Raw genomic sequence first — 20,347 nt, forward strand, 5'->3', positions numbered from 1 at the left:
GTCGCGGCAGAGATCCTTCAGCCCGTGCCGGTCGGTGAAGGTGCGGGTGAGCTTGGCGGCGATCTTGGTGCACCAGCAGGGGGTGGCGTCCACGCCGAGGACGTGGCGGATCACCGCGACGTCGAAGCGGGCGAAGTGGAACAGCTTCAGCCGTGCCGGGTCCGCCAGCAGCGCCTTCAGGTTGGGGCAGTCATAGCCGCGGCCACCGAGCGCTTCGGGGATCAGCTGCACCAGATGCGCGGTGCCGTCGCCGGCGGAGAGCTGCACCAGACAGAGCCGGTCGCGGTGCGGGTTGAGCCCCATCGTCTCGGTGTCCACCGCCACCACGGGGCCGAGATCGAGGTCCTCGGGCAGGTCGTGCTGGTGCAGGTGGATGGTGGCTGCGCTCAAGAACAGCGTGTCCATGCGGGGTGCGCAGCCGAGGGAGGTGGTGCCCAGGAGAAGACTCGAACTTCCACGACCTTGCGGCCACAGGTACCTGAAACCTGCGCGTCTACCAATTCCGCCACCTGGGCTCCGGGTGCGGCGAGGCGCGGAGCATTAGCGCCGGCCACCCCGCGCGTCAACGCCGCCGCGCGCCTTGTGGCGGGCCGCGCCAGCCCCTAATGCAGAGGCGCAATCAGCTTCGCGGGAGCGGGTCATGCAGGCGGGCGGACGCAAGGTCGCGACGGTGTTCGGCGGCTCGGGGTTCATCGGCCGCTACGTGGTCAAGCGGCTGGCGGAGCGGGACTACATCGTGCGCGTGGCGGTGCGCGACCCCGAGGCGGCCCTGTTCCTGAAGCCGATGGGCGCGCCGGGCCAGATCGTGCCGATCGGCGTGTCGGTGACCGACGAGGCGGGCGTCGCCGCGGTCGTCTCCGGCGCAGAGGTCGTGATCAACCTGGTCGGTATCCTGCACGAGACGCGCAAGGCGACGTTCAAGGCGATCCAGGGCGAGGCGCCCGGGCGGATCGGCCGGGCCGCGGCTGTGGGAGGCGCGCGCGCCGTGGTGCAGCTCTCGGCGATCGGCGCCGATCCGGCGAGCCCGTCCGCCTACGCGCGCACCAAGGCCGAGGGCGAGCAGGCGGTGCGCGAGGCGTTCCCGGGCGCCACTGTGCTGCGCCCCTCGATCGTGTTCGGGCCCGAGGACGGGTTCTTCAACCGCTTCGCCGCCCTCGCCCAGTTCGTCCCTGCCCTGCCGCTCTATGGTGGGGGGGAGACGAAGTTCCAGCCGGTCTATGTCGGCGATGTCGCGGATGCGGTCATGGCCGCGCTCGACCGCGCCGACGCCGTGGGCCGCACCTACGAGCTCGGCGGGCCGCGCGTCTACAGCTTCCGCGAGCTGCTCGCCTACATCCTGAAGGTCACCGGCCGACGGCGGCTGCTGCTGCCGCTGCCCTGGTCGGTCGGGCGGATGCAGGCGCGCGTTTTCGAGCTCCTGCCCAACCCGCCGCTCACGCGCGACCAGTTGCTGCTGCTGCAGAAGGACAACGTCGTTGCCCCGGATGCACTGACCCTCGCCGATCTCGGCGTCCAGCCCAAGGCCGTGGAGGCGATCGTGCCGTCGTATCTCGCACGCTTCGGGCGGCGCGGGGCGGCCCGGACGGAAGCCGCGTGATACGTCCGCTCCGGCCTTTTTAGCTTCGCCTTCGTCGGCAAATCGGAGCAATCGGGACGCATCAGGACGAGAGTGCTGAAAATAAGATCCGATTCGGACCTTATAGTCAGATTTCGCCTCGCCAAGCCAGCCGAGCGGTCCTATAACGCTTCCTCGCCGCTCGGGCCGCGCGCCGGACCGCCCAGCGCTCATCACGGGGATTCCATGGCCGAGCGGATGCTGAAATTCGTCTCCACGCCGCAGCGCACGCCCGACAAGCGCGACGCGGCCGCCCGCCGGGGCGATTGGGACGAGATCTACCGCGAGTTCTCCGCCGAGCGCGCCGCCGAGCAGGCCGGGCGGTGCAGCCAGTGCGGCGTGCCGTTCTGCCAGGTGCATTGCCCGCTCGGCAACAACATCCCCGACTGGCTGAAGCTCACGGCCGAGGGACGGCTCGAGGAGGCCTACGAGGTCGCGGCCGCGACCAACACCTTCCCCGAGATCTGCGGCCGGATCTGCCCGCAGGACCGGCTCTGCGAGGGCAACTGCGTCATCGAGAAGGGCTTCGAGAGCGTCACCATCGGCGCGGTCGAGAAGTACATCACCGACACCGCCTGGGAGCGCGGCTGGATCACGCCGCCGAAACCTGGGCGCGAACTGCCCGAGAGCGTCGGCATCATCGGCGCTGGCCCCGCCGGCATGGCAGCCGCGGAACAGCTCCGACGCAAGGGCTACGCAGTGCACCTCTACGACCGCTACGACCGCGCCGGCGGGCTGATGATCTATGGCATTCCGAACTTCAAGCTCGAGAAGCCGGTCGTGCTGCGCCGCTGGGAGCAGTATCGCGCGGGCGGGATCGTGTTCCACCAGAACTGCGTGGTCGGCGCGGATGTCCGCCTGGATGAGCTGCGCGCGCGCCATGACGCCGTGCTGATCGCCACGGGCGTCTACAAGGCCCGCGACATCGGCGGACCCGGCGCCGGGCTCGCCGGGATCGTGCCCGCGCTCGACTACCTCACCGCCTCGAACCGCAAGGGGCTCGGCGATGACGTGGCGGCGTTCGATGACGGAAGGCTGAACGCCGCCGGCAAGCGCGTCGTGGTGATCGGCGGCGGCGACACCGCGATGGACTGCGTGCGCACCGCCGTGCGCCAGGGTGCCACCTCCGTGCAGTGCCTCTACCGGCGCGACCGGGCGAACATGCCGGGCTCGATGCGCGAGGTGAGGCACGCCGAGGAGGAGGGCGTTGAGTTCGTCTGGCTCGCCGCGCCCGAGGCCTTCCTCGGCGACCGGCACGTGACCGGCGTGCGCGCGGTGCGCATGCATCTCGGCCTGCCCGACGCCACGGGGCGCCAGCAGGTCGAGCCGATCGCCGGCTCATCGTTCACCCTCGAGGCCGATCTGGTGATCAAGGCGCTCGGCTTCGATCCCGAGGACCTGCCGGGCATGTTCGGCGCGCCCGAGCTCGCGCTGACGCGCTGGGGCACGCTGAGGATCGACCACCGCACCATGATGACCAGCCTGCCCGGCGTGTTCGCCGCCGGCGACATCGTGCGCGGGGCATCACTGGTGGTCTGGGCGATCCGCGATGGCCGCGACGCCGCCACCGAAATCCATCGTTACGTTCAGGCGAGGGCCGTGCGGCCCCTCGCCGTCGCTGCGGAGTGAGCACCATGCGTCATCGCCTCCTGATCCTGGCCCTCGCTCTTGGCCTCGCCCACCCTGCGCCGGCGCAGGTCGTCCAGCCGGGCCAGGTCGCGCCAACCGCCGAGGCCGAGGCCAAGGCGCTCGTGCTCGCCGCCGGGCTGCGCGACCAGCTGCTGAACGGCATGCCGGCCATGGCCGAGGGGCTGCGCCAGCACCTGAACCAGCAGAACCCTGGGCGCGAGGACGATGTGCGCCGCGCGGTCGAGACCGCGATCGTGCCGACGGTGACCGAGCGGCTCGACGAGCTGATCGCACTCGGCGTCCAGCCGCTGGTGCGCGGCTTCACGGCCGAGGAACTCTACATCATGCGGCGCTTCCTCGAACTCAATCTCGACCAGCGCATGGAGGGCGCGTTGCAGCTCGTCAGCTTCGAACTCGATCGTGAGAGCGGCGAGTGGCTGCGCAAGATCGCCGAACAGGCCCTGGCTGCACGCGCATCCGACCAGAGCCTGCGCGGACTGCGGTTCTGAGGGAAACGACCATGGACGGCATGATGCAGGGCGACGGCCGAACGTTCGTCCGCGACTTCCGCGCCAACGCTGCCCGACTGACCGAAGCCGGGATCGACCTCGCCGAGCACGATGCCTGTGGCGTCGGCCTGGTCGCAGCACTCGACGGCAAGCCCACGCGCGCGGTGGTGCAGGCCGGGATCGACGCGCTGAAGGCGGTCTGGCACCGCGGCGCGGTGGATGCCGACGGCAAGACCGGCGACGGCGCGGGAATCCACGTCGAGATCCCGCGCGACTTCTTCGCCGAGGCCGTGCTGCGCGGCGGCGACACGCTGAAGCCCGGGCGCATCATCGTCGGCCAGATCTTCCTGCCCAAGACCGATCTCGGCGCGCAGGAACGCTGCCGCCAGATCGTCGAGACCGAGATCCTCGCCTTCGGCTACGGCATCTATGGCTGGCGCCAGGTGCCGATCGACGTCTCCTGCATCGGCGAGAAGGCGAACGCGACGCGGCCCGAGATCGAGCAGATCATGCTGTTCGACCCCGAGCAGCGCACCCTCGCAGTCCAGGACCGCGACCTCTACGTGATCCGCCGGCGCATCGAGAAGGCTGCGATCGCCGCGCAGATCCCCGACCTCTACATCTGCTCGCTGTCAGCGCGCTCGATCATCTACAAGGGAATGTTCCTCGCCGAGCATCTGACCGAGTTCTACCCCGACCTCCTCGACGCCCGCTTCGCCTCGCGCTTCGCGATCTACCACCAGCGCTACTCGACCAACACCTTCCCGACCTGGCGGCTCGCCCAGCCGTTCCGCATGCTCGCGCACAACGGCGAGATCAACACGCTCTCGGGCAACATCAACTGGATGAAGAGCCACGAGACGCGGCTCGCGGCGCCTGAGCTCGACGCCTCCATGGACGACATCAAGCCGGTGATCCAGGCCGGCGGGTCGGACACCGCGATCCTCGACAACGTGTTCGAGGTGCTGGTGCGCGCGGGCCGCGACGCGCCGATGGCCAAGGCGCTGATGATCCCCGAGAGCATCAGCAACAACGCGACCATGCCGGAGCGCCACCGCGCACTGTTCCTCTATTGCAACGCGGTGATGGAGCCCTGGGACGGGCCGGCCGCGATCTGCGGCACCGACGGACGCTGGGTGATCGCGGGGATGGACCGCAACGGGCTCAGGCCGATGCGCTACACGATCACGCGCGACGGGCTGCTGGTGGTCGGCTCCGAGACCGGCATGGTGAAGCTGCGCGAGGATGAGATCATCGCCAAGGGCCGCGTCGGACCCGGGCAGTGCATTGCCGTCGATCTCGATGCGCCGACCTTCTACGACGACCGCGCACTCAAGGACATGCTTGCCGCGCGCGAGGATTTCGCCGCGTGGACAAAGCGCACCACGCATCTGGACGCGCTGATCAAGTCCGAGACCGCCGAGCCGGTCGAGTTCCAGGGCGAGGCACTGCGCCGGTTGCAGGTCTCGGCCGGACTCAGCCTCGAGGAGCTCGAGATGATCCTCCATCCGATGGTGGAGGAGGCGAACGAGGCCACGGGCAGCATGGGCGACGACACGCCGCTTGCGGTGCTGTCCGACCAGTACCGGCCGCTGTCGCACTACTTCAGGCAGATGTTCAGCCAGGTGACGAACCCGCCGATCGACTCCTTGCGCGAGACGCGGGTGATGACGCTGAAGACGCGTCTCGGCAATCTCGGCAATGTGCTCGACGAGGACGCGATTCAGTGCGACCTCCTTCAGCTGGAGAGCCCCGTACTCACCACCGCCGAGTTCCGCGCCATGCGCGCCTACATGGGCCGCAACGCGGTGGAGGTGGACTGCACCTTCGACCCGACCGAAGGCGCAGTGGGTCTGCGCCGCGCCATCGAGCGCGTCCGCCGCGAGGCCGAGGAGGGTGTGCGCGCCGGTGCCGCGCACATCATCCTGACCGACGAGCATGTCGGGGCCACGCGCTGCGCGATCCCGATGATCCTCGCCACGGGCGGTGTGCACACGCATCTGGTGAAGCAGTCACTGCGCACCTTCACCTCGCTGAACGTGCGCTGCGCCGAGGCGATCGACGTGCACTACGTCGCGGTGCTGATCGGCGTCGGCGCGACCACGGTGAACCCGTGGCTCGCACAGGACTGCATCGCCGACCGTCATCGCCGCGGGCTATTCGGCGAGATGCCGCTCAAGACCGCGGTCCAGCGCTACCGGAAGGCGCTGGACAAGGGCCTGCTCAAGGTCATGAGCAAGATGGGCATCGGCGTGTTGTCGTCGTATCGCGGCGGCTGCAATTTCGAGGCGATCGGCCTGTCGCGCGCGCTTGTCGCCGAGTTCTTCCCCGGCATGCAGAGCCGCATCTCGGGGATCGGTCTCAACGGCATCACCCGCAAGGTCGCTGCGCTGCACGAGAAGGCGTGGAGCACCGACGCGGTGACGCTGCCGGTGGGCGGACTCTACAAGCTCCGCCGCTCCGGCGAGGCGCATGCCTTCGCCGGCTCGCTGATCCACCTGCTCCAGCAGGCGGTCGCAACCGACAGCTACCAGACCTACAAGCGCTACGCGGATGCCGTCCGCAAGCTGCCGCCGATCGCCCTGCGCGACCTGCTCGACTTCAAGACCGAGGGCCGCAAGCCGATACCGGTCGAGGAGGTCGAGTCCGTCACCGAGATCCGCAAGCGTCTGGTTTCGCCCGGCATCTCATTCGGCGCGCTCAGCCCCGAGGCGCACGAGACGCTGTCGATCGCGATGAACCGGATCGGCGCGCGTTCGGACTCGGGCGAGGGCGGCGAGGACGCCGCGCGCGCCAAGCCGCGCCCGAACGGCGACAACGCGAACAGCGCGATCAAGCAGATCGCCTCGGGAAGGTTCGGCGTCACCGCCGAGTACCTGAACAACTGCCGCGAGATCGAGATCAAGATCGCCCAGGGTGCCAAGCCCGGCGAGGGTGGCCAGCTGCCCGGCTTCAAGGTGAGCGAGATCATCGCCAGGCTCCGGCACTCCACGCCGGGGATCGCGCTGATCAGCCCGCCGCCGCACCACGACATCTACTCGATCGAGGACCTCGCCCAGCTCATCTACGACCTGAAGCAGATCAACCCGGATGCCTCGGTCTGCGTGAAGCTGGTCGCTCGGTCGGGAATCGGCACGATCGCCACCGGCGTAGCCAAGGCGATGGCCGACGTGATCCTGATCTCGGGCCATGTCGGCGGCACCGGTGCGTCGCCGCAGACCTCGATCAAGTACGCCGGCGCGCCCTGGGAGATGGGGCTTTCCGAGACGCACCAGGTCCTGATGCTGAACAGGCTGCGCCACCGCGTCAGGCTGCGCACCGACGGCGGCATCAAGACCGGGCGCGACGTGGTGATGGCGGCGATGCTCGGCGCCGAGGAGTTCGGCATCGGTACGGCGTCGCTGGTGGCGATGGGCTGCATCATGGTGCGTCAGTGCCACTCCAATACCTGTCCGGTCGGCGTGTGCACCCAGGACGAGACGCTGCGTGCGAAGTTCGAGGGCACGCCCGAGAAGGTGATCAACCTGTTCAGCTTCGTCGCCGAGGAGGTGCGCGAGATCCTCGCCTCGCTGGGCTTCCGCAGGCTCACGGACGTGATTGGCCGCACCGACCTGCTGCACCAGGTCAGCCGCGGCGGCGCCTATCTGGACGATCTCGACCTCAACCCGATCCTGGTCCAGGCCGATGCCGGTCCGCATGCGGCGCATTGTACCCTTGAGGGTCGCAACGAGGTGCCGGAGACCCTGGACGCGCAGATGATCGCCGACGCCGCGCCGCTGTTCCGCGACGGCGAGAAGATGCAGCTCCAGTACAACATCCGCAGCACCTACCGGACGATCGGCGCGAAGCTGTCGTCGAAGATCGTGCGCCGCTTCGGCATGAAGGGCCTCGCCCCCGGCCACATCACCGTGCGGCTGCGCGGCTCGGCCGGGCAGTCGCTCGGCGCCTTCGCGGTGCGGGGGCTGAAGCTCGAAGTGTTCGGCGATGCCAATGACTACGTGGGCAAGGGCCTCTCCGGTGCCACCATCGTCGTGCGCCAGCCGCCCTCCTCGACGCTGCACTCGAACGAGAACACGATCATCGGCAACACGGTGCTGTATGGCGCGACCGCGGGCTACCTGTTCGCGGCCGGTCAGGCGGGCGAGCGCTTCGCCGTGCGCAACTCGGGTGCCACCGCGGTGGTCGAGGGCTGCGGGTCGAACGGCTGCGAGTACATGACCGGCGGCACCACGGTGATCCTCGGCTCGGTCGGGGACAACTTCGCGGCCGGCATGACCGGCGGCATGGCGTTCGTCTACGACCCCGAGGAGGTGCTCGAGGCGCGCATCAACCCCGAGCATGTGCTGTGGCAGCGCATCGCCCACCCGCATTGGGACGAGGTGGTGCGCAACCTCGTGACCGTGCACGCGGCCGAGACGAGCTCGCGCTTCGCCGCCTCGCTGCTGAACGACTGGGCGCGCGAGAGGGGCCGGTTCTGGCAGGTTGTTCCAAAGGACTACGTCAAGTACCTGACGGTGCCGATCGCGGCCGAGCCCGAGCTTGCCGCGGCGGGGGATTGACCCCGGTCCGACGATCGGCCACGGGGCGGGCGTGCTACCGTCCCGGAAGGATCGCCCGATGATCGAGATCGCCGTGCTGGACGACTACCAGCGCGTCGCGCTGTCCATGGCCGACTGGTCGCGGCTGGACGCCGAGTGCCGCGTCACGGTGTTCGGCCGCAATCTTGCGAGCGTGGGCGAGGCGGCGGAGGCACTGGCAGGGTTCGACGTGATCTGCCTCCTGCGCGAGCGCATGGCCGTGCCGGCGGAGCTGATCGCCCGCCTGCCCAAGCTGAAGCTGATCGTGGCGACGGGGGCGCACAACCGCACGCTCGACCTCGCCGCAGCCGAGGCGCGCGGCATCACCGTGACGCACACACGCGGGGGCGACTCCTACTACGGCACCACCGAGCTCGCGCTCGGGCTGATGATCGCCTGCGCGCGCCACCTCGCCTTCGAGGATCGCGGCATGCGGGCGGGGCTGTGGCAGCGTACGGTGGGGATGACGCTGCACGGCCGCACGCTCGGGCTCCTGGGGCTCGGGCGGATGGGCGGACGCATGGCGCAGCTCGGCGCCGCGCTCGGCATGCGCGTGATCGCCTGGAGCCCGAACCTCACCCCCGAGCGCGCCGCTTCCGGCGACGTCGCTTACGCCGACCACGAGACGCTGTTCCGCGAGGCGGATGTCGTCTCCGTTCACATGGTGCTCAGCGCGCGCACGCAGGGTCTGGTCGGCATGGCCGAGCTCGCGCTGATGAAGCCGTCCGCGGTCCTCGTGAACACCTCGCGCGGGCCGATCGTGGACGAGGCGGCGCTCATCGCCGCGCTCCGCGAGAGGCGCATCGCCGGCGCCGGGCTCGATGTCTACGACGTTGAGCCGCTGCCCGCCGATCACCCGCTGCGCACGCTCGACAACGTGGTGCTCGCGCCCCATCTCGGCTTCGTCACGGAGGGCACCTATCGGGTCTTCTATGAGGACATGATTGAGTGCATTGGGGCGTGGCGCGCGGGCGCGCCGGTGCGCCTCTTGCGCGCGGCGTGACGTGGCCGAGGCCGGCGAGGCGATCGCGATCGCGCCCGGCGTCGCGATCCATCGCGACGAGATCATCGAGACCTTCGTGCGTGCCGGTGGACCGGGTGGCCAGAACGTCAACAAGGTCTCCTCCGCCGTCGAGCTGCGCTTCGATCTCGCGCACAGCCCCTCGCTGCCTGAGGCGGTGAAGGCGCGCGCCGCGCGCATCGCCGGGCGGCGGCTTACCCGCGAGGGCGTGATCGTGATCGCTGCGCAGCGCTTCCGCGACCAGCCGCGCAATCGCGCCGACGCGCTGGACCGGCTCGTCGCGATCCTGCGGGAGGCGGCGGAACCGCCCGTGCCGCGCCGGCCGACGCGGCCGACGCGCGCCTCCAAGCAGCGGCGCGTCGAAGGAAAGGTGCTGCGCGGGCGCACCAAGGCGCTGCGCGCCAGGCCGACGACGGACTAGTCCGGCTCGCCTTCCCGCGGCTCGAAGCCGAGCTCGCGGAACAGCGCGCGCACCTTCGCGGCCGCCGTATCCACCGCCGCGACGTCGATCCCGCGCGCGACGATCGCCACGCCGCCGCCGGCGGAGCGATAGTACGGGTAGCTGCCGAGTGCCACGCCGAGGCTGTCGGCCTGGATTGCACCGAGCCCGGCAGCGATCTGGCCCTCCATCGCGCGCGCCGCGTGTACCGTGCGGCTGATCGTTGGCCGCCCACCCGTAAGCGTCGGCGCGATCGCCTCGAACATGGCCTGCATCACCTTCGGCACGCCGGCGAGCACGTAGACGTTCTCGACGCGGAACCCGGGCGCGACCGAGACCGCGTTGCGGATCAGCGCCGCGCCGCGCGGCATGGTCGCCATGCGCTGGCGCGCGGCGTTGAACTCCACCGGTGGCGTGCGGCTCGCGTAGTCCTTCGCCAGCAGCGCCCATGCCTCCGGGTGCGGCTCCCACGGCAGGCCGAACGCCTCGGCGACGCATTCGCTGGTGATGTCGTCATGCGTGGGTCCGATCCCGCCGGTGGTGAACACAGAGCTGCAGGCGCGCCTCAGCTCGTTCACCGCCGCGACGATCACCGCCCGGTCGTCGGGGATCACGCGCGCCTCGCGCAGCGCAATGCCGAGCTCGCCGAGCCGCGTCGCGATGTACTTCAGGTTGACGTCCTGCGTGCGCCCCGACAGCACCTCGTCGCCGATGATGATCAGCGCGGCGGTGGGGCGGTCGTCTGCGGTCATTCCGGACTCCAGGCGGGGCTAGAGGAAGTCGCGAAGCTGTGCCACCAGCGGCACGTCCGCCGGCGGCATCGGGTACTCGGCGAGCCGCATCGGCCGAACCCAGGCGAGCTCCTGACCCTCGCGCGGCGTCGGCTCGCCCTGCCAGCGCCGGCAGAGATAGAGCGGCATCAGCAGGTGGAAGGTCTCGTAGGCGTGGCTCGCGAACGCGAACGGCGCCAGGCAGGCGGCCGAAACATCGATGCCCAGCTCCTCCTTCAGTTCGCGGATCAGCGCCGCCTCCGGAGTCTCGCCCTCCGCCAGCTTGCCGCCGGGAAACTCCCAGAGCCCCGCGAGCGCCTTGCCCTCGGGACGGCGCGCGAGCAGCACGCGGCCGTCGGCGTCGATCAGCGCCACTGCCGCGACCAGCACAATCGGCCGCTTGGTGCCAGGCGTGGCCTCACCATGACCCGAGGCCCGCATGACGTCGGCGCGCGTCAGGCGGAACCAGCGCACCGGGAACGCGCCGCCGCGCGAGCGGAAATCGTGCTCGGCCTCGTGCGTGAATCGGAATCCGTGCTTGGCGAGCACCCGCGCCGAGGCATCGTTGTCGTCGGCGACATAGGCGGTGAGCGTGTCGAGCCCGAGCCGGCCGAACGCGAACTGCACCATCCGCCCGGCCGCCTCGGAGGCGACACCGTGCCCCCAGTAGCGCCGCCCGATCCAGTAGCCGAGCCGGGCGCTGCGCGCGTCCTCGCGGCTGAGCCCGACCACGCCGACCGGATGCTCCTCCTCGCGGCCGGTGATCACCAGGTGCCATGCTCGGCCGGCGGCGAGATCGGCCGCCGCGGCCGCGATCCAGGCCGCGAGTTCCTCGCGCGGATAGGGAAACGGCACGCCGCCCAGCATGCGCGCGACGTCCCAGTCGTTGATCAGCCGGTGCAGCGCCGCGGCGTCATCGACCGTGACGGCACGCAGGCGCAGCCGCTCGCTCAGCAGCGGCGCGAAGCCAGCGTCGGACTCGGCGGCGGGCATGGGCGGGGTGTAGCGGGCGGCCCCTGCATGGTCCACAGCAGCGGCGGAGGCGCCCCCGCGGTTCAATACGCCATCCAGCCGCCGTCGACCACCAGCACCTCGCCGGTGATGTAGGTCGCCTCGTCGGAGGCGAGGAACAGCGCGGCGTTGGCGACGTCCTCGCTGCGGCCCAGCCGGGGCCAGGGCGTGCGCGCGTGGCTGTAGTCGAGCCAGCGCGGCTCGACCGCGCGGCCGGTCTTGCCCGTGAGGATCTTGCCCGGCGCGACCGCGTTGCAAACGATCCCGTCCTTCGCATAGTCCACGGCGATCTGGCGCGTGATGTAGTTCGTGCCGGCCTTGGCCACACCGTAGGCGACATCCTCCGGCGCGGCGACCATGCCATGCTGGCTGCCGATATTGACGATGCGCCCGCGCACCCCTTCCTCGCCCGCGGCCTGCGTCAGCATCTGGCGCACCGCCGCGCGACTCATGAGGAACACGCCGGTGATGCCGACCGCCAGGGTGGCGTTCCACTCGTCGAGCGTCGTCTCGGTGAGCCGGCCGCCGCGCGAGCCGATCGCGTTGTTGACCAGGATGTCCAGGCGCCCGAACCGCTGCACCGCCGCGCCGACCGCCGCGCCGGCCTCCGCCTCGTCCGAGACGTCGGTCTTGCGGTACAGCACGGGTCGGCCCTCGCGCTCGATGATCGAGCGTGTCGCCTCACCGCCTTCGCGTACCGTCTCGGTGATGTCGGCGATCACCACGATCGCGCCCTCGCGGGCGAAGCGCAGCGCGATGGCCCGGCCGATGCCCGATGCCGCGCCCGTGACCAGCGCCACCTTGCCGAGCAGCCGATCTGCCATGGCGTTTCCCCCAAACCTTGCAGCGGACTGGCGAGAGTCGCATCTTCGGATCATGGAGACCACCGCGGATGTCCCGCTGATCGTCCCCGACCCGTCGGACCCACGCCTGACGCAGCGCGTGCGCGGGATAGACCACACCGGTTCGGCCGTCGAGACCAGCGTGACGGTCGAGCGGCCGCTGACGCTGTACCTGAACGGCCAGGAGATCGTCACGATGATGACGATCGGCGACTACCCCGAGTACCTCGCGCTCGGCTACCTGATCAACCAGAACATGCTGCGTCCGGACGACGAGGTCACGGGCGTCCAGTACGACGAGGACGTCGAGGTCGTCGTCGTGCGCACGGCGCGCACGACCGACTATCAGGAGAAGCTGAGGAAGAAGACGCTCACCTCGGGCTGCGCGCAGGGCACCGCGTTCGGCGACCTGGTGGAACGGTTCGAGCGCCTCCGCCTGCCTGCAGCGGAACTCCGCACGTCCTGGCTCTACAGGCTGACAAACGCGATCAACACCATGCCGAGCCTCTATCTCGAGGCCGGCGCGATCCACGGCTGCGTGCTCTGCCGGCAGGACACGCCGCTCGTCTACATGGAGGATGTCGGCCGGCACAATGCGGTGGACAAGATCGCCGGCTACATGTTCCGTCACCATGTCGATCCGGCGGACAAGATCTTCTACACGACTGGGCGGCTCACCTCCGAGATGGTGATCAAGACCGTGCAGATGGGCATCCCGATCCTGGTCAGCCGCTCGGGCTTCACGGCCTGGGGGGTGGAGCTCGCACGCCAGGCGGGGCTGACCCTGATCGGGCGCGCGCGCGGCAAGCGCTTCCTTGCCCTGGCCGGCGAGCACCGGATCTTGTTCGACCTCGATCCTGGCTTCGTCGAGGAGGAGAGCGCGAAGCACCGCCGCAAGGGCGCGCGTGACGACGCGTGAGCAGCCGCCCGTCCCTCATCCGCCCACCCTGGGCGTCCTGCTCGCGGGCGGCCTCGCGCGGCGGATGGGCGGCGGCGACAAGGGGCTCAAGCGCGTCGGCGGCGAGACGATCCTCGCCCGGGCGGTGGAGCGGCTCGGCCCGCAATGCGCGGGGCTGATCGTCAACGCGAACGGCGATCCGGCGCGGCTCGCCTTCCTTGACCTGCCGATCGTTCCGGACGATGTGCCGGGCTTCGCCGGGCCGCTCGCCGGCATCCTCGCCGCGCTCGACTGGGCCGCGCGCGAGGTGCCGGACATCGCCTGGTTGGCGAGCGCACCGACCGACTGCCCGTTCCTGCCGCAGGATCTCGTGCCACGACTTCACGCGGCGCGCGCAGCCGCCCAGCTGCCGCTCGCCTGCGCACGCTCCGACGGTCAGACCCACCCGCCGATCGGGCTCTGGCCCGTCGCGCTGCGCGCCGATCTGCGCCATGCGCTCGTGGTCGAGAACGAGCGCAAGATCGACCGCTGGACCGCACGGCACGGCATCGCCTGTGCGGACTGGGAGACCGCGCCGGTCGATCCGTTCTTCAACGCCAACACGCCCGAGGACCTCGCGGAGGCGGCGGCGCTGCTCGCCGCCCATCCGGCGCTGTAGCCGTCAGTTTACCTTCGCGCCGGAGATTTCGACCAGGCGGTGCCACTTCGGCGTCTCGTCGGCGATCATCTGCGCCGCCGCCTCGGGGCTGGCGCTCAGCGCGACGTCGTAGCCGAACGGCCGGAGCGCGGGGGCGAACTCGGGATGCGTCGCCACGCGACGGATCGCGGTGTAGAGACGATGGACCTCGGCATCCGGCGTCGCCGCCGGCACCATGATCGCGTTCCAGCTTCGGATGTCGATCTCGCCGAGGCCGAGCTGCGGGTACTCCGCAAACGCCGGAACGCGCGGCAGCAGCGAGAGGCGCCGCCGGCTGCTCACGCCCAGCGGATGGACGCGCCCCGCCTCGATGTGAGGAACAAGCGCGGCCGGCAGGTCGGCCGAGCCGTCCACCTCGCCGGCGACGAGATCTGTGGTTGCCTGGGCGCCGCCGCGATACGGAACCTGCGTGATCTCCGCCTGCGCGGCGGTCGCGAGCGCGGACAGCGCAAGGTGGCTCACCGTCGCCACGCCGGCATGGGCGATACGCAGTGCACCAGGATTCGCCTTGGCCCAGGCGATCGTCGCCGGCAGGTCGGTCCAGCCGCGCTCGCGCGCCCGCTCGCCGTGTACGACCAGCAGGACCGCGGCGTCCGTGATCTGGGTGATCGGCCGCATGTCGCGCACCGGATCGAAGGTCATGGTCGCCTGCAGGACGGGCGCGGCGCAGATCGTCGCGGCGCCGATGATGCCGATCAGCGTACCGTCGGGCGGCCCTTTCGCCACCGCCTCGGCGCCGATCAGCCCACCCGCGCCGCTGCGGTTCTCGACCACCACGTTCTGGCCGAGCACGCTGATCAGGCGATCGGCAAGCAGCCGCGCGAGCGAATCGACCGCTCCGCCGGGAGGGAACGGCGCGATGATGCGGAGTGGTCGCCGTGCCGTCTGCGCGCGGAGAAGCCCGGGAACGGCGAGCCCGGCAGCCATGCCGGCGACCAATCCGCGTCGTGCGATGCGGGCCATCCATCTCTCCCTCTTCGGTGTGCAAACCATGCGCGGCGCCTGACGGTCGCGTCAATGCGCCGCGCGGCCCGCGCGCGCGAGGATCGGAGCGGGGACGGCGCCGCGGGCGATCGCCGCCTCCCAGACACGCTCGATCGCCGCGCGGCCGCGCCGAACGACCGAGGCCTCGTCGGCCACCACGACGCGACGATCGCGGATCAGCACGCGCCCGTCGACCATCAGCAGTGCCAGATCGGCCGAGCTGCCGTTGGTGATCAGCGCCTTCAGCGGATCCCAGACCGGCTGGTAGCGTGCGCCGCCGAGATCGAACAGCGCCAGATCGGCCTTGGCGCCGGGCAGGATCGCGCCGAGATCGTCGCGGCCGAGCGCGAGTGCGGCGCCGCGCGTCGCCGCCGTGAGCACGGACCTCGCCGAGCCGGCATGCGGCAGGCCGGACTGCGTCTTGGCGAACGCCGCCGCCGCGCGGAGCTCGTCCACCATGTCGAGGGTCACGCCGTCTGTGCCGATGCCGAACCGCACGCCGCTCGATTCGAAGCGCGCCAGCGGCACGAACCGGCCCGAGCGCGCGAAGGCGAGCGGGCAGCTCGCGATCGCTGCCGCCTCGGCGCGCGTGATCTCGAGCTCGGCATCGGTCGCGTACATGCAGTGCGCCAGCACCACGCCGGGACGGATCAGCCCGAGGTCGCGCAGATGCTCGACCGGCGCGCAGCCGTGCCGCTCGCGCACGAGCTCGACCTCGTGCAGGTTCTGCGCGCAGTGGATCGAGACGATGGTGTCGAGCTCGCGCGCCTTGGCGTCGATCGCGCGCAGCAGCGCCGGCGTGCAGCTGTCCGCCCCGTGCGGCCCGAAGCCCACGCGCGTGCGCCCGTGCCGGCCTTCGTCGTGCGCGGCGAACAGCGCCAGGATCTCCTCGAAGCCGGTATCGGCGGACTCGTTCGTGCCGTAGAGCGGTCGGCCGTCCGAGGTCATTGCGAGCCCGGGTGTCGAGAACAGGTAGGGGCACGAGTAGCTGCGCAGGCCGAGCCGATGCGCCCGCGCGATGAACGGCGCCTGGGTGAGCCGGAACACGTCGAGCAGCGTCGTCATGCCGCCGCGCAGCCCCGCGAGCAGCGCCATCTCCGCGGCATCGCCGATCTCCTCCTCGGTCATCAGCGAGGCGGCTAGGTCGCCGAGCGGCATCAGCAGGCTGAACACGATGTGCCCGGGCAGGTCGCCGGGTGCGATGTCATCGGCGAGGCCACGGAACAGCGGCGCGCTCAGCGCGTGGTTGTGCAGGTTGATCAGCCCTGGGATCAGCAGTCCGTCGGGCGCGTCGATCCGCTCGGCATCAAGGCTCGGCACGCCGGGGACGATGTCGGCGATCCGGTCATCCGCGACCACCACGGCGTGGCCGGAACGCAGGCCGTGCTCGGCGCTCCAGATCCAGCGCGGGGTGATGACGGTGGGCTCCATGGCGGCTTCCTTCGCTGCAGCGGCGCAGCACACCAGGGAGGCGGCGCGCTGTCCATGCGAGGCGGTCGGCAGGGCGGCGCCGATGCTTGAAAACCGCCGGGAAACGGCGCATGACATCGCGAAGGCAAGGGAGTGGACGGCCAGCCATGAAGGCATTCATCGTCGCCGTGATCGTCGCCGCCGGGCTTGCGGTGGGCGCCTGGTATCTGCTGGACCAGACCTTCCAGCAGAGCGCCGAGGCGGCGTTCACGACCAGCGGCGTCCGGCTCTGAGCCGGGCGCGGCTTCGGCGCCGCACGACATTCGGCTGAGGGCCGCGGCATCGCCGCGGCCCGGACGTGTGTCAGTGCCCCTGGTGCGCCTTAGCGAAGGCGGCCTTCTGCTCGGCGCTCGCCTCCCTCTGGTGCTTCGCCTGCCACTCCTTGTACGGCATGCCGTAGACGATCTCGCGCGCATCCGGGTCGGCGAGCGCGATCCCCTTGGCCTCGGCCGCTTCGCGATACCAGCGCGACAGGCAGTTCCGGCAGAATCCCGCCAAGTTCATCATGTCGATGTTCTGCACATCGGCGCGCGCGCGCAGATGCTCCACCAGGCGGCGGAATGCCGCAGCCTCCAGTTCGGTGCAGGTGGCGGGATCGATCTCGGGTGCGGCCATGCGGCTTCTCCTTCGGCTCCGTGTCGGGGCATAGATGGCGTGCCCCGCCCGTGTTCGCCATACTCGGCACGACGTGGTGGAGGGAGGGCTGAGCAGCGTGGGGTCCTGGACTGACGCCGAGGCGCGCATGGCGCTGCGCGCGGTGTTCGACGCGGCCGTGGCCGCCGCAGACCCCAGGCAGGTGCTGCCGGCGCATCTGCCGGAGCGTCCCCGCGGCCGCACTGTCGTGGTCGGCGCCGGCAAGTCGGCGGCCGTGATGGCGGAAGCCGTCGAGGCGGCGTGGGACGGCCCGGTCGAAGGGGTGGTGGTGACGCGCGACGGCCACGCGGTCCCCACACGCTCGATCGCGGTGCTGAGCGCCTCACACCCCGTGCCGGATCCGCGCAGCGAGGCGGCGGCACGGCGCATCCTCGCCGCGGTGCAGGGGCTCGGGCCCGACGACCTCGTGCTGGCGCTGATCTCGGGCGGCGGCTCGGCGCTGATGGCGCTGCCGGCGCCGGGGCTGACGCTGGCGCACAAGCAGGCGGTGAACCGCGCACTCCTGCACTCCGGCGCCACGATTCATGAGATGAACTGCGTGCGGAAGCATCTCTCGGCGATCAAGGGCGGACGCCTCGCCGCCGCCGCGCACCCCGCGCGCGTGGTGACGCTCGCGATCAGCGACGTGCCGGGCGACGACCCGGCGGTGATCGCCTCGGGCCCGACCGTGCCCGACCCGACCGGCTTCGCCGATGCGCGCGCGCTGATCGACCGCTACGGCATCGAGGTGCCGGCCGAGATCGCCGCGCATCTCGACCGCGCCGAGGAGGAGACGCCCAAACCGGGTGATGCGCGCCTCGCCGGCGCGGAATACCGCATGATCGCGACGCCGCAGATGGCGCTCGCGGCGGCCGCGGCCAAGGCGCGCGCGCTCGGCCTCGCGCCGCTGATCCTGGGTGACGCGATCGAGGGCGAGAGCGCGGTGCTCGGCACGGTCATGGCCGGGATCGCGCGCGGCTGCCGCGCCCATGGCACGCCGGCGCGACCGCCCTGCCTGCTGCTCTCGGGGGGCGAGACGACCGTGACGATCAAGGGGGCGGCCGGGCGTGGCGGGCGCAACACGACGTTCCTGCTGGCACTTGCGCTCGCGCTGAAGGGCGAGCCGCGCGTCTGGGCGATCGCGGGCGACACGGACGGGATCGACGGCACCGAGGACGCGGCCGGCGCGATCATCACGCCGGATACGCTCGCGCGCGCCCGCTCGGCAGGGCTGGACCCGGCGACGGTGCTCGCGTGCCACGACAGCTACGGCCTGTTCGCCGCCCTCGGCGACCTGGTCGTCACCGGGCCGACGCTGACCAACGTGAACGACATCCGCGCCGTTCTGGTTGCGTGACGGAGGCACCGATGCGACAGAAGCCCGCGCTGCGCCGCCATCGCCGCACCAAGATCATCGCGACCCTCGGCCCCGCCTCGTCCACGCCCGAGATGATCGGCCAGCTCTTCCACGCCGGGGCGGACGTGTTCCGGCTGAACTTCAGCCACGGCTCGCACGAGGATCACGCCGCACGCATCGAGGCGATCCGCACGCTCGAGAAGCGGAGCGGCCGGCAGATCGCGATCCTCGCCGACGTGCAGGGCCCGAAGCTGCGTGTCGGCACCTTCCGCGGCGGACTCGTCCAGCTCCCGGCGGGGGCGCGCTTCCGGCTCGACCTCTCGCCGGTGCCGGGCGATGCGGGGCGCGTGCAGCTGCCGTACCCGGAGATCATCAAGGCCGCGGGCATCGGCTCGACCCTGCTGATCGACGACGGCAAGGTGAAGCTGCGTGTCGACAAGAAGCGCGCCGATCACCTGGAATGCGAGGTGGTGGTCGGCGGCGCGGTGAGCGACCGCAAGGGCGTGAACGTGCCGGACGTGACGCTGCCGATCCCGGCGCTGACCGAGAAGGACCGCCGCGATCTCGCCTTCGCGCTCCAGCACGGCATCGAGTACGTCGGCCTGTCCTTCGTGCAGCGCCCGGAGGACGTCGCCGAGGCGCGGCAGATCATTGATGGCCGCGCCTGGATCATGACCAAGCTCGAGAAGCCCTCCGCGCTCGAGGCGCTCGACCAGATCGTCGCGCTGTCGGACTGTGTGATGGTGGCGCGCGGCGATCTCGGCGTCGAGCTGCCGCCCGAGAACGTGCCGCTGGCGCAGAAGAAGATCGTCAAGGCGTGCCGCGCGGCGGGCAAGCCGGTGGTGGTGGCGACCCAGATGCTGGAGAGCATGATCTCGACGCCGACACCGACGCGCGCCGAGGCGTCCGACGTCGCGACCGCGGTGTTCGACGGCGCCGATGCGGTCATGCTCTCGGCCGAGAGCGCGGCCGGTAGCTTCCCGCGCGAGGCGGTGGCGATGATGGACCGGATCGTCTCGCGCGTCGAAGCCGATCCCACCTATCGCGAGATCGTCGAGGCCACGCGCCAGCTTCCCGAGCGCAGCTCGGCGGACGCGATCGTCGCCGCGGCGCGCCAGGTTGCCTTCACGATCGGCGCGGAGGCGATCGCGACCTTCACCATGTCGGGCTCGACCGCGCTCAGGATCAGCCGTGAGCGCCCAGCCGCGCCGATCCTCGGCCTCACCCCGCGCGAGGAGACGGCGCGGCGGCTCTGCGTCGTATGGGGCGTCTATCCGATCGTGACAGCGGACGCGCACAGCATGAGCGAGGCGGTGGCGAAGTCGCTCCGCATCGCCGCGCAGGAGAGCTTCGCTTCAGCCGGCGAGGAGATCGTCGTGGTCGCCGGGATGCCGTTCGGCACGTCGGGGACCACGAACGCGCTCCGGATCGCCACGATGCCCTGAGCACTTGGATGCGCTAGACTTCCGCAAGGGCCGGCGGCAGCCGGCCCGCACGGTCCGGGAGAACATCTGTGTCTCGATCCAGTCTTGCTGCCGCGCTGATTGCGGTCGCGGTCGCGCTGCCCGCAGCGGCAGAGTCGCCGTCCGACCTCCGCGGGATTTTCTCGCCCGATCTCTCCTGCGCCGCGACCAGCCTGCGTCATGTCGTCGGCGCGGATACGCTGGAGTGGCGCGAGGGGGGCCGCCGGCTGCTGATGGCCGAGGTCGACTTCGTCATCCAGGCCGACCGCATCGGCATGGTCGTGCGGAAGGTGGAGAACGGCGACGCACCGCTGCGTCCGGGCGATGTGGTGCAGTATCGGCGGGTCCCGGGCGGGATCCGGCCGCTGGTGATCGAGCGCCATGGGACGAGCATGGAGATCGCCCAGGCGCGCGTGTTCTATCGCTGCCAGC

18 protein-coding genes, 1 tRNA gene and 1 pseudogene are annotated in these 20,347 nt (G+C 70.8%); 12 read left to right on the top strand and 8 right to left on the bottom strand.

The features are described 5' to 3' along the window. A pseudogene (locus ACTIFU_RS14310) lies at window positions 1-405 on the bottom strand (ribonuclease D); the annotation flags it as partial. A gap of 23 nt (window positions 406-428) precedes the next feature. Beyond that, a tRNA-Leu gene (locus ACTIFU_RS14315) sits at window positions 429-515 on the bottom strand. 125 nt (window positions 516-640) lie between these two features. Here ACTIFU_RS14315 and ACTIFU_RS14320 point away from each other — a divergent pair. From ACTIFU_RS14320 to arfB, 6 genes are all read left to right on the top strand, one after another. Beyond that, window positions 641-1,597 (top strand): complex I NDUFA9 subunit family protein, encoded by a 957-nt coding sequence (locus tag ACTIFU_RS14320; RefSeq protein ID WP_439578992.1) that lies wholly within the window; start codon window positions 641-643, stop codon window positions 1,595-1,597. A 204-nt stretch (window positions 1,598-1,801) separates the two neighbouring features. Then, complete coding sequence (locus ACTIFU_RS14325; protein ID WP_439578993.1) at window positions 1,802-3,244, top strand: NAD(P)-dependent oxidoreductase; 1,443 nt, start codon at window positions 1,802-1,804, stop codon at window positions 3,242-3,244. A gap of 5 nt (window positions 3,245-3,249) precedes the next feature. Next, window positions 3,250-3,753, top strand: coding sequence for a hypothetical protein (locus tag ACTIFU_RS14330; protein ID WP_439578994.1), 504 nt, complete (start codon window positions 3,250-3,252; stop codon window positions 3,751-3,753). Between the two features lie 11 nt (window positions 3,754-3,764). Beyond that, window positions 3,765-8,312: a glutamate synthase large subunit gene (gene gltB, locus ACTIFU_RS14335; protein WP_439578995.1), complete on the top strand. Its 4,548-nt coding sequence runs from the start codon at window positions 3,765-3,767 to the stop codon at window positions 8,310-8,312. Between the two features lie 58 nt (window positions 8,313-8,370). Then, window positions 8,371-9,333: a D-2-hydroxyacid dehydrogenase family protein gene (locus ACTIFU_RS14340; protein ID WP_439578996.1), complete on the top strand. Its 963-nt coding sequence runs from the start codon at window positions 8,371-8,373 to the stop codon at window positions 9,331-9,333. Between the two features lies 1 nt (window position 9,334). Beyond that, complete coding sequence (arfB, locus tag ACTIFU_RS14345; protein WP_439578997.1) at window positions 9,335-9,772, top strand: alternative ribosome rescue aminoacyl-tRNA hydrolase ArfB; 438 nt, start codon at window positions 9,335-9,337, stop codon at window positions 9,770-9,772. On the opposite strand, the gene ACTIFU_RS14350 is transcribed toward arfB, so the two are convergent. The 3 genes from ACTIFU_RS14350 to ACTIFU_RS14360 form a co-directional block, all read right to left on the bottom strand. Beyond that, window positions 9,769-10,542, bottom strand: coding sequence for a competence/damage-inducible protein A (locus ACTIFU_RS14350; RefSeq protein ID WP_439578998.1), 774 nt, complete (start codon window positions 10,540-10,542; stop codon window positions 9,769-9,771). The genes arfB and ACTIFU_RS14350 overlap by 4 nt on opposite strands. An 18-nt stretch (window positions 10,543-10,560) precedes the next feature. Then, entirely contained in the window at window positions 10,561-11,553 is a 993-nt protein-coding gene (mutT, locus tag ACTIFU_RS14355; RefSeq protein WP_439579008.1) for an 8-oxo-dGTP diphosphatase MutT, read from the bottom strand. Window positions 11,554-11,615: 62 nt separating this feature from the next. Next, a complete protein-coding gene (locus tag ACTIFU_RS14360; RefSeq protein WP_439578999.1) occupies window positions 11,616-12,395 on the bottom strand; it encodes an SDR family NAD(P)-dependent oxidoreductase in 780 nt (259 codons plus the stop codon). A 52-nt stretch (window positions 12,396-12,447) separates the two neighbouring features. Here ACTIFU_RS14360 and ACTIFU_RS14365 point away from each other — a divergent pair, with 52 nt between their 5' ends. Next, window positions 12,448-13,332 carry a formate dehydrogenase accessory sulfurtransferase FdhD gene (locus ACTIFU_RS14365; RefSeq protein WP_439579000.1) on the top strand — a complete coding sequence of 295 codons (885 nt, stop codon included), beginning with the start codon at window positions 12,448-12,450 and terminating at the stop codon, window positions 13,330-13,332. After that, window positions 13,319-13,969, top strand: coding sequence for a molybdenum cofactor guanylyltransferase MobA (gene mobA / locus ACTIFU_RS14370; RefSeq protein ID WP_439579001.1), 651 nt, complete (start codon window positions 13,319-13,321; stop codon window positions 13,967-13,969). The genes ACTIFU_RS14365 and mobA overlap by 14 nt, the downstream gene beginning before the upstream one ends. A 3-nt stretch (window positions 13,970-13,972) precedes the next feature. Here mobA and ACTIFU_RS14375 read toward each other — a convergent pair whose 3' ends face one another. Beyond that, window positions 13,973-14,971 (bottom strand): Bug family tripartite tricarboxylate transporter substrate binding protein, encoded by a 999-nt coding sequence (locus ACTIFU_RS14375; protein WP_439579002.1) that lies wholly within the window; start codon window positions 14,969-14,971, stop codon window positions 13,973-13,975. A 51-nt stretch (window positions 14,972-15,022) separates the two neighbouring features. Then, window positions 15,023-16,423 (bottom strand): amidohydrolase family protein, encoded by a 1,401-nt coding sequence (locus tag ACTIFU_RS14380; protein ID WP_439579003.1) that lies wholly within the window; start codon window positions 16,421-16,423, stop codon window positions 15,023-15,025. 146 nt (window positions 16,424-16,569) lie between these two features. Between ACTIFU_RS14380 and ACTIFU_RS14385 the strand changes: the two genes are divergently transcribed. Beyond that, on the top strand, window positions 16,570-16,695 hold the full coding sequence (locus ACTIFU_RS14385) for a hypothetical protein (RefSeq protein WP_439579004.1): 126 nt from the start codon (window positions 16,570-16,572) through the stop codon (window positions 16,693-16,695). 70 nt (window positions 16,696-16,765) lie between these two features. Here ACTIFU_RS14385 and ACTIFU_RS14390 read toward each other — a convergent pair whose 3' ends face one another. After that, complete coding sequence (locus ACTIFU_RS14390; protein WP_439579005.1) at window positions 16,766-17,077, bottom strand: DUF1244 domain-containing protein; 312 nt, start codon at window positions 17,075-17,077, stop codon at window positions 16,766-16,768. Window positions 17,078-17,204: 127 nt separating this feature from the next. Between ACTIFU_RS14390 and ACTIFU_RS14395 the strand changes: the two genes are divergently transcribed. From ACTIFU_RS14395 to ACTIFU_RS14405, 3 genes are all read left to right on the top strand, one after another. Next, window positions 17,205-18,452, top strand: coding sequence for a glycerate kinase type-2 family protein (locus ACTIFU_RS14395; protein ID WP_439579009.1), 1,248 nt, complete (start codon window positions 17,205-17,207; stop codon window positions 18,450-18,452). A gap of 11 nt (window positions 18,453-18,463) precedes the next feature. Beyond that, entirely contained in the window at window positions 18,464-19,897 is a 1,434-nt protein-coding gene (gene pyk, locus ACTIFU_RS14400; protein ID WP_439579006.1) for a pyruvate kinase, read from the top strand. Window positions 19,898-19,965: 68 nt separating this feature from the next. Next, a partial coding sequence (locus tag ACTIFU_RS14405) for a hypothetical protein (RefSeq protein ID WP_439579007.1) occupies window positions 19,966-20,347 on the top strand: 382 nt, incomplete at its 3' end.

This window comes from Elioraea sp., from assembly GCF_051860475.1.
In the GTDB taxonomy this organism is placed as follows: Bacteria; Pseudomonadota; Alphaproteobacteria; order Acetobacterales; family Acetobacteraceae; genus Elioraea.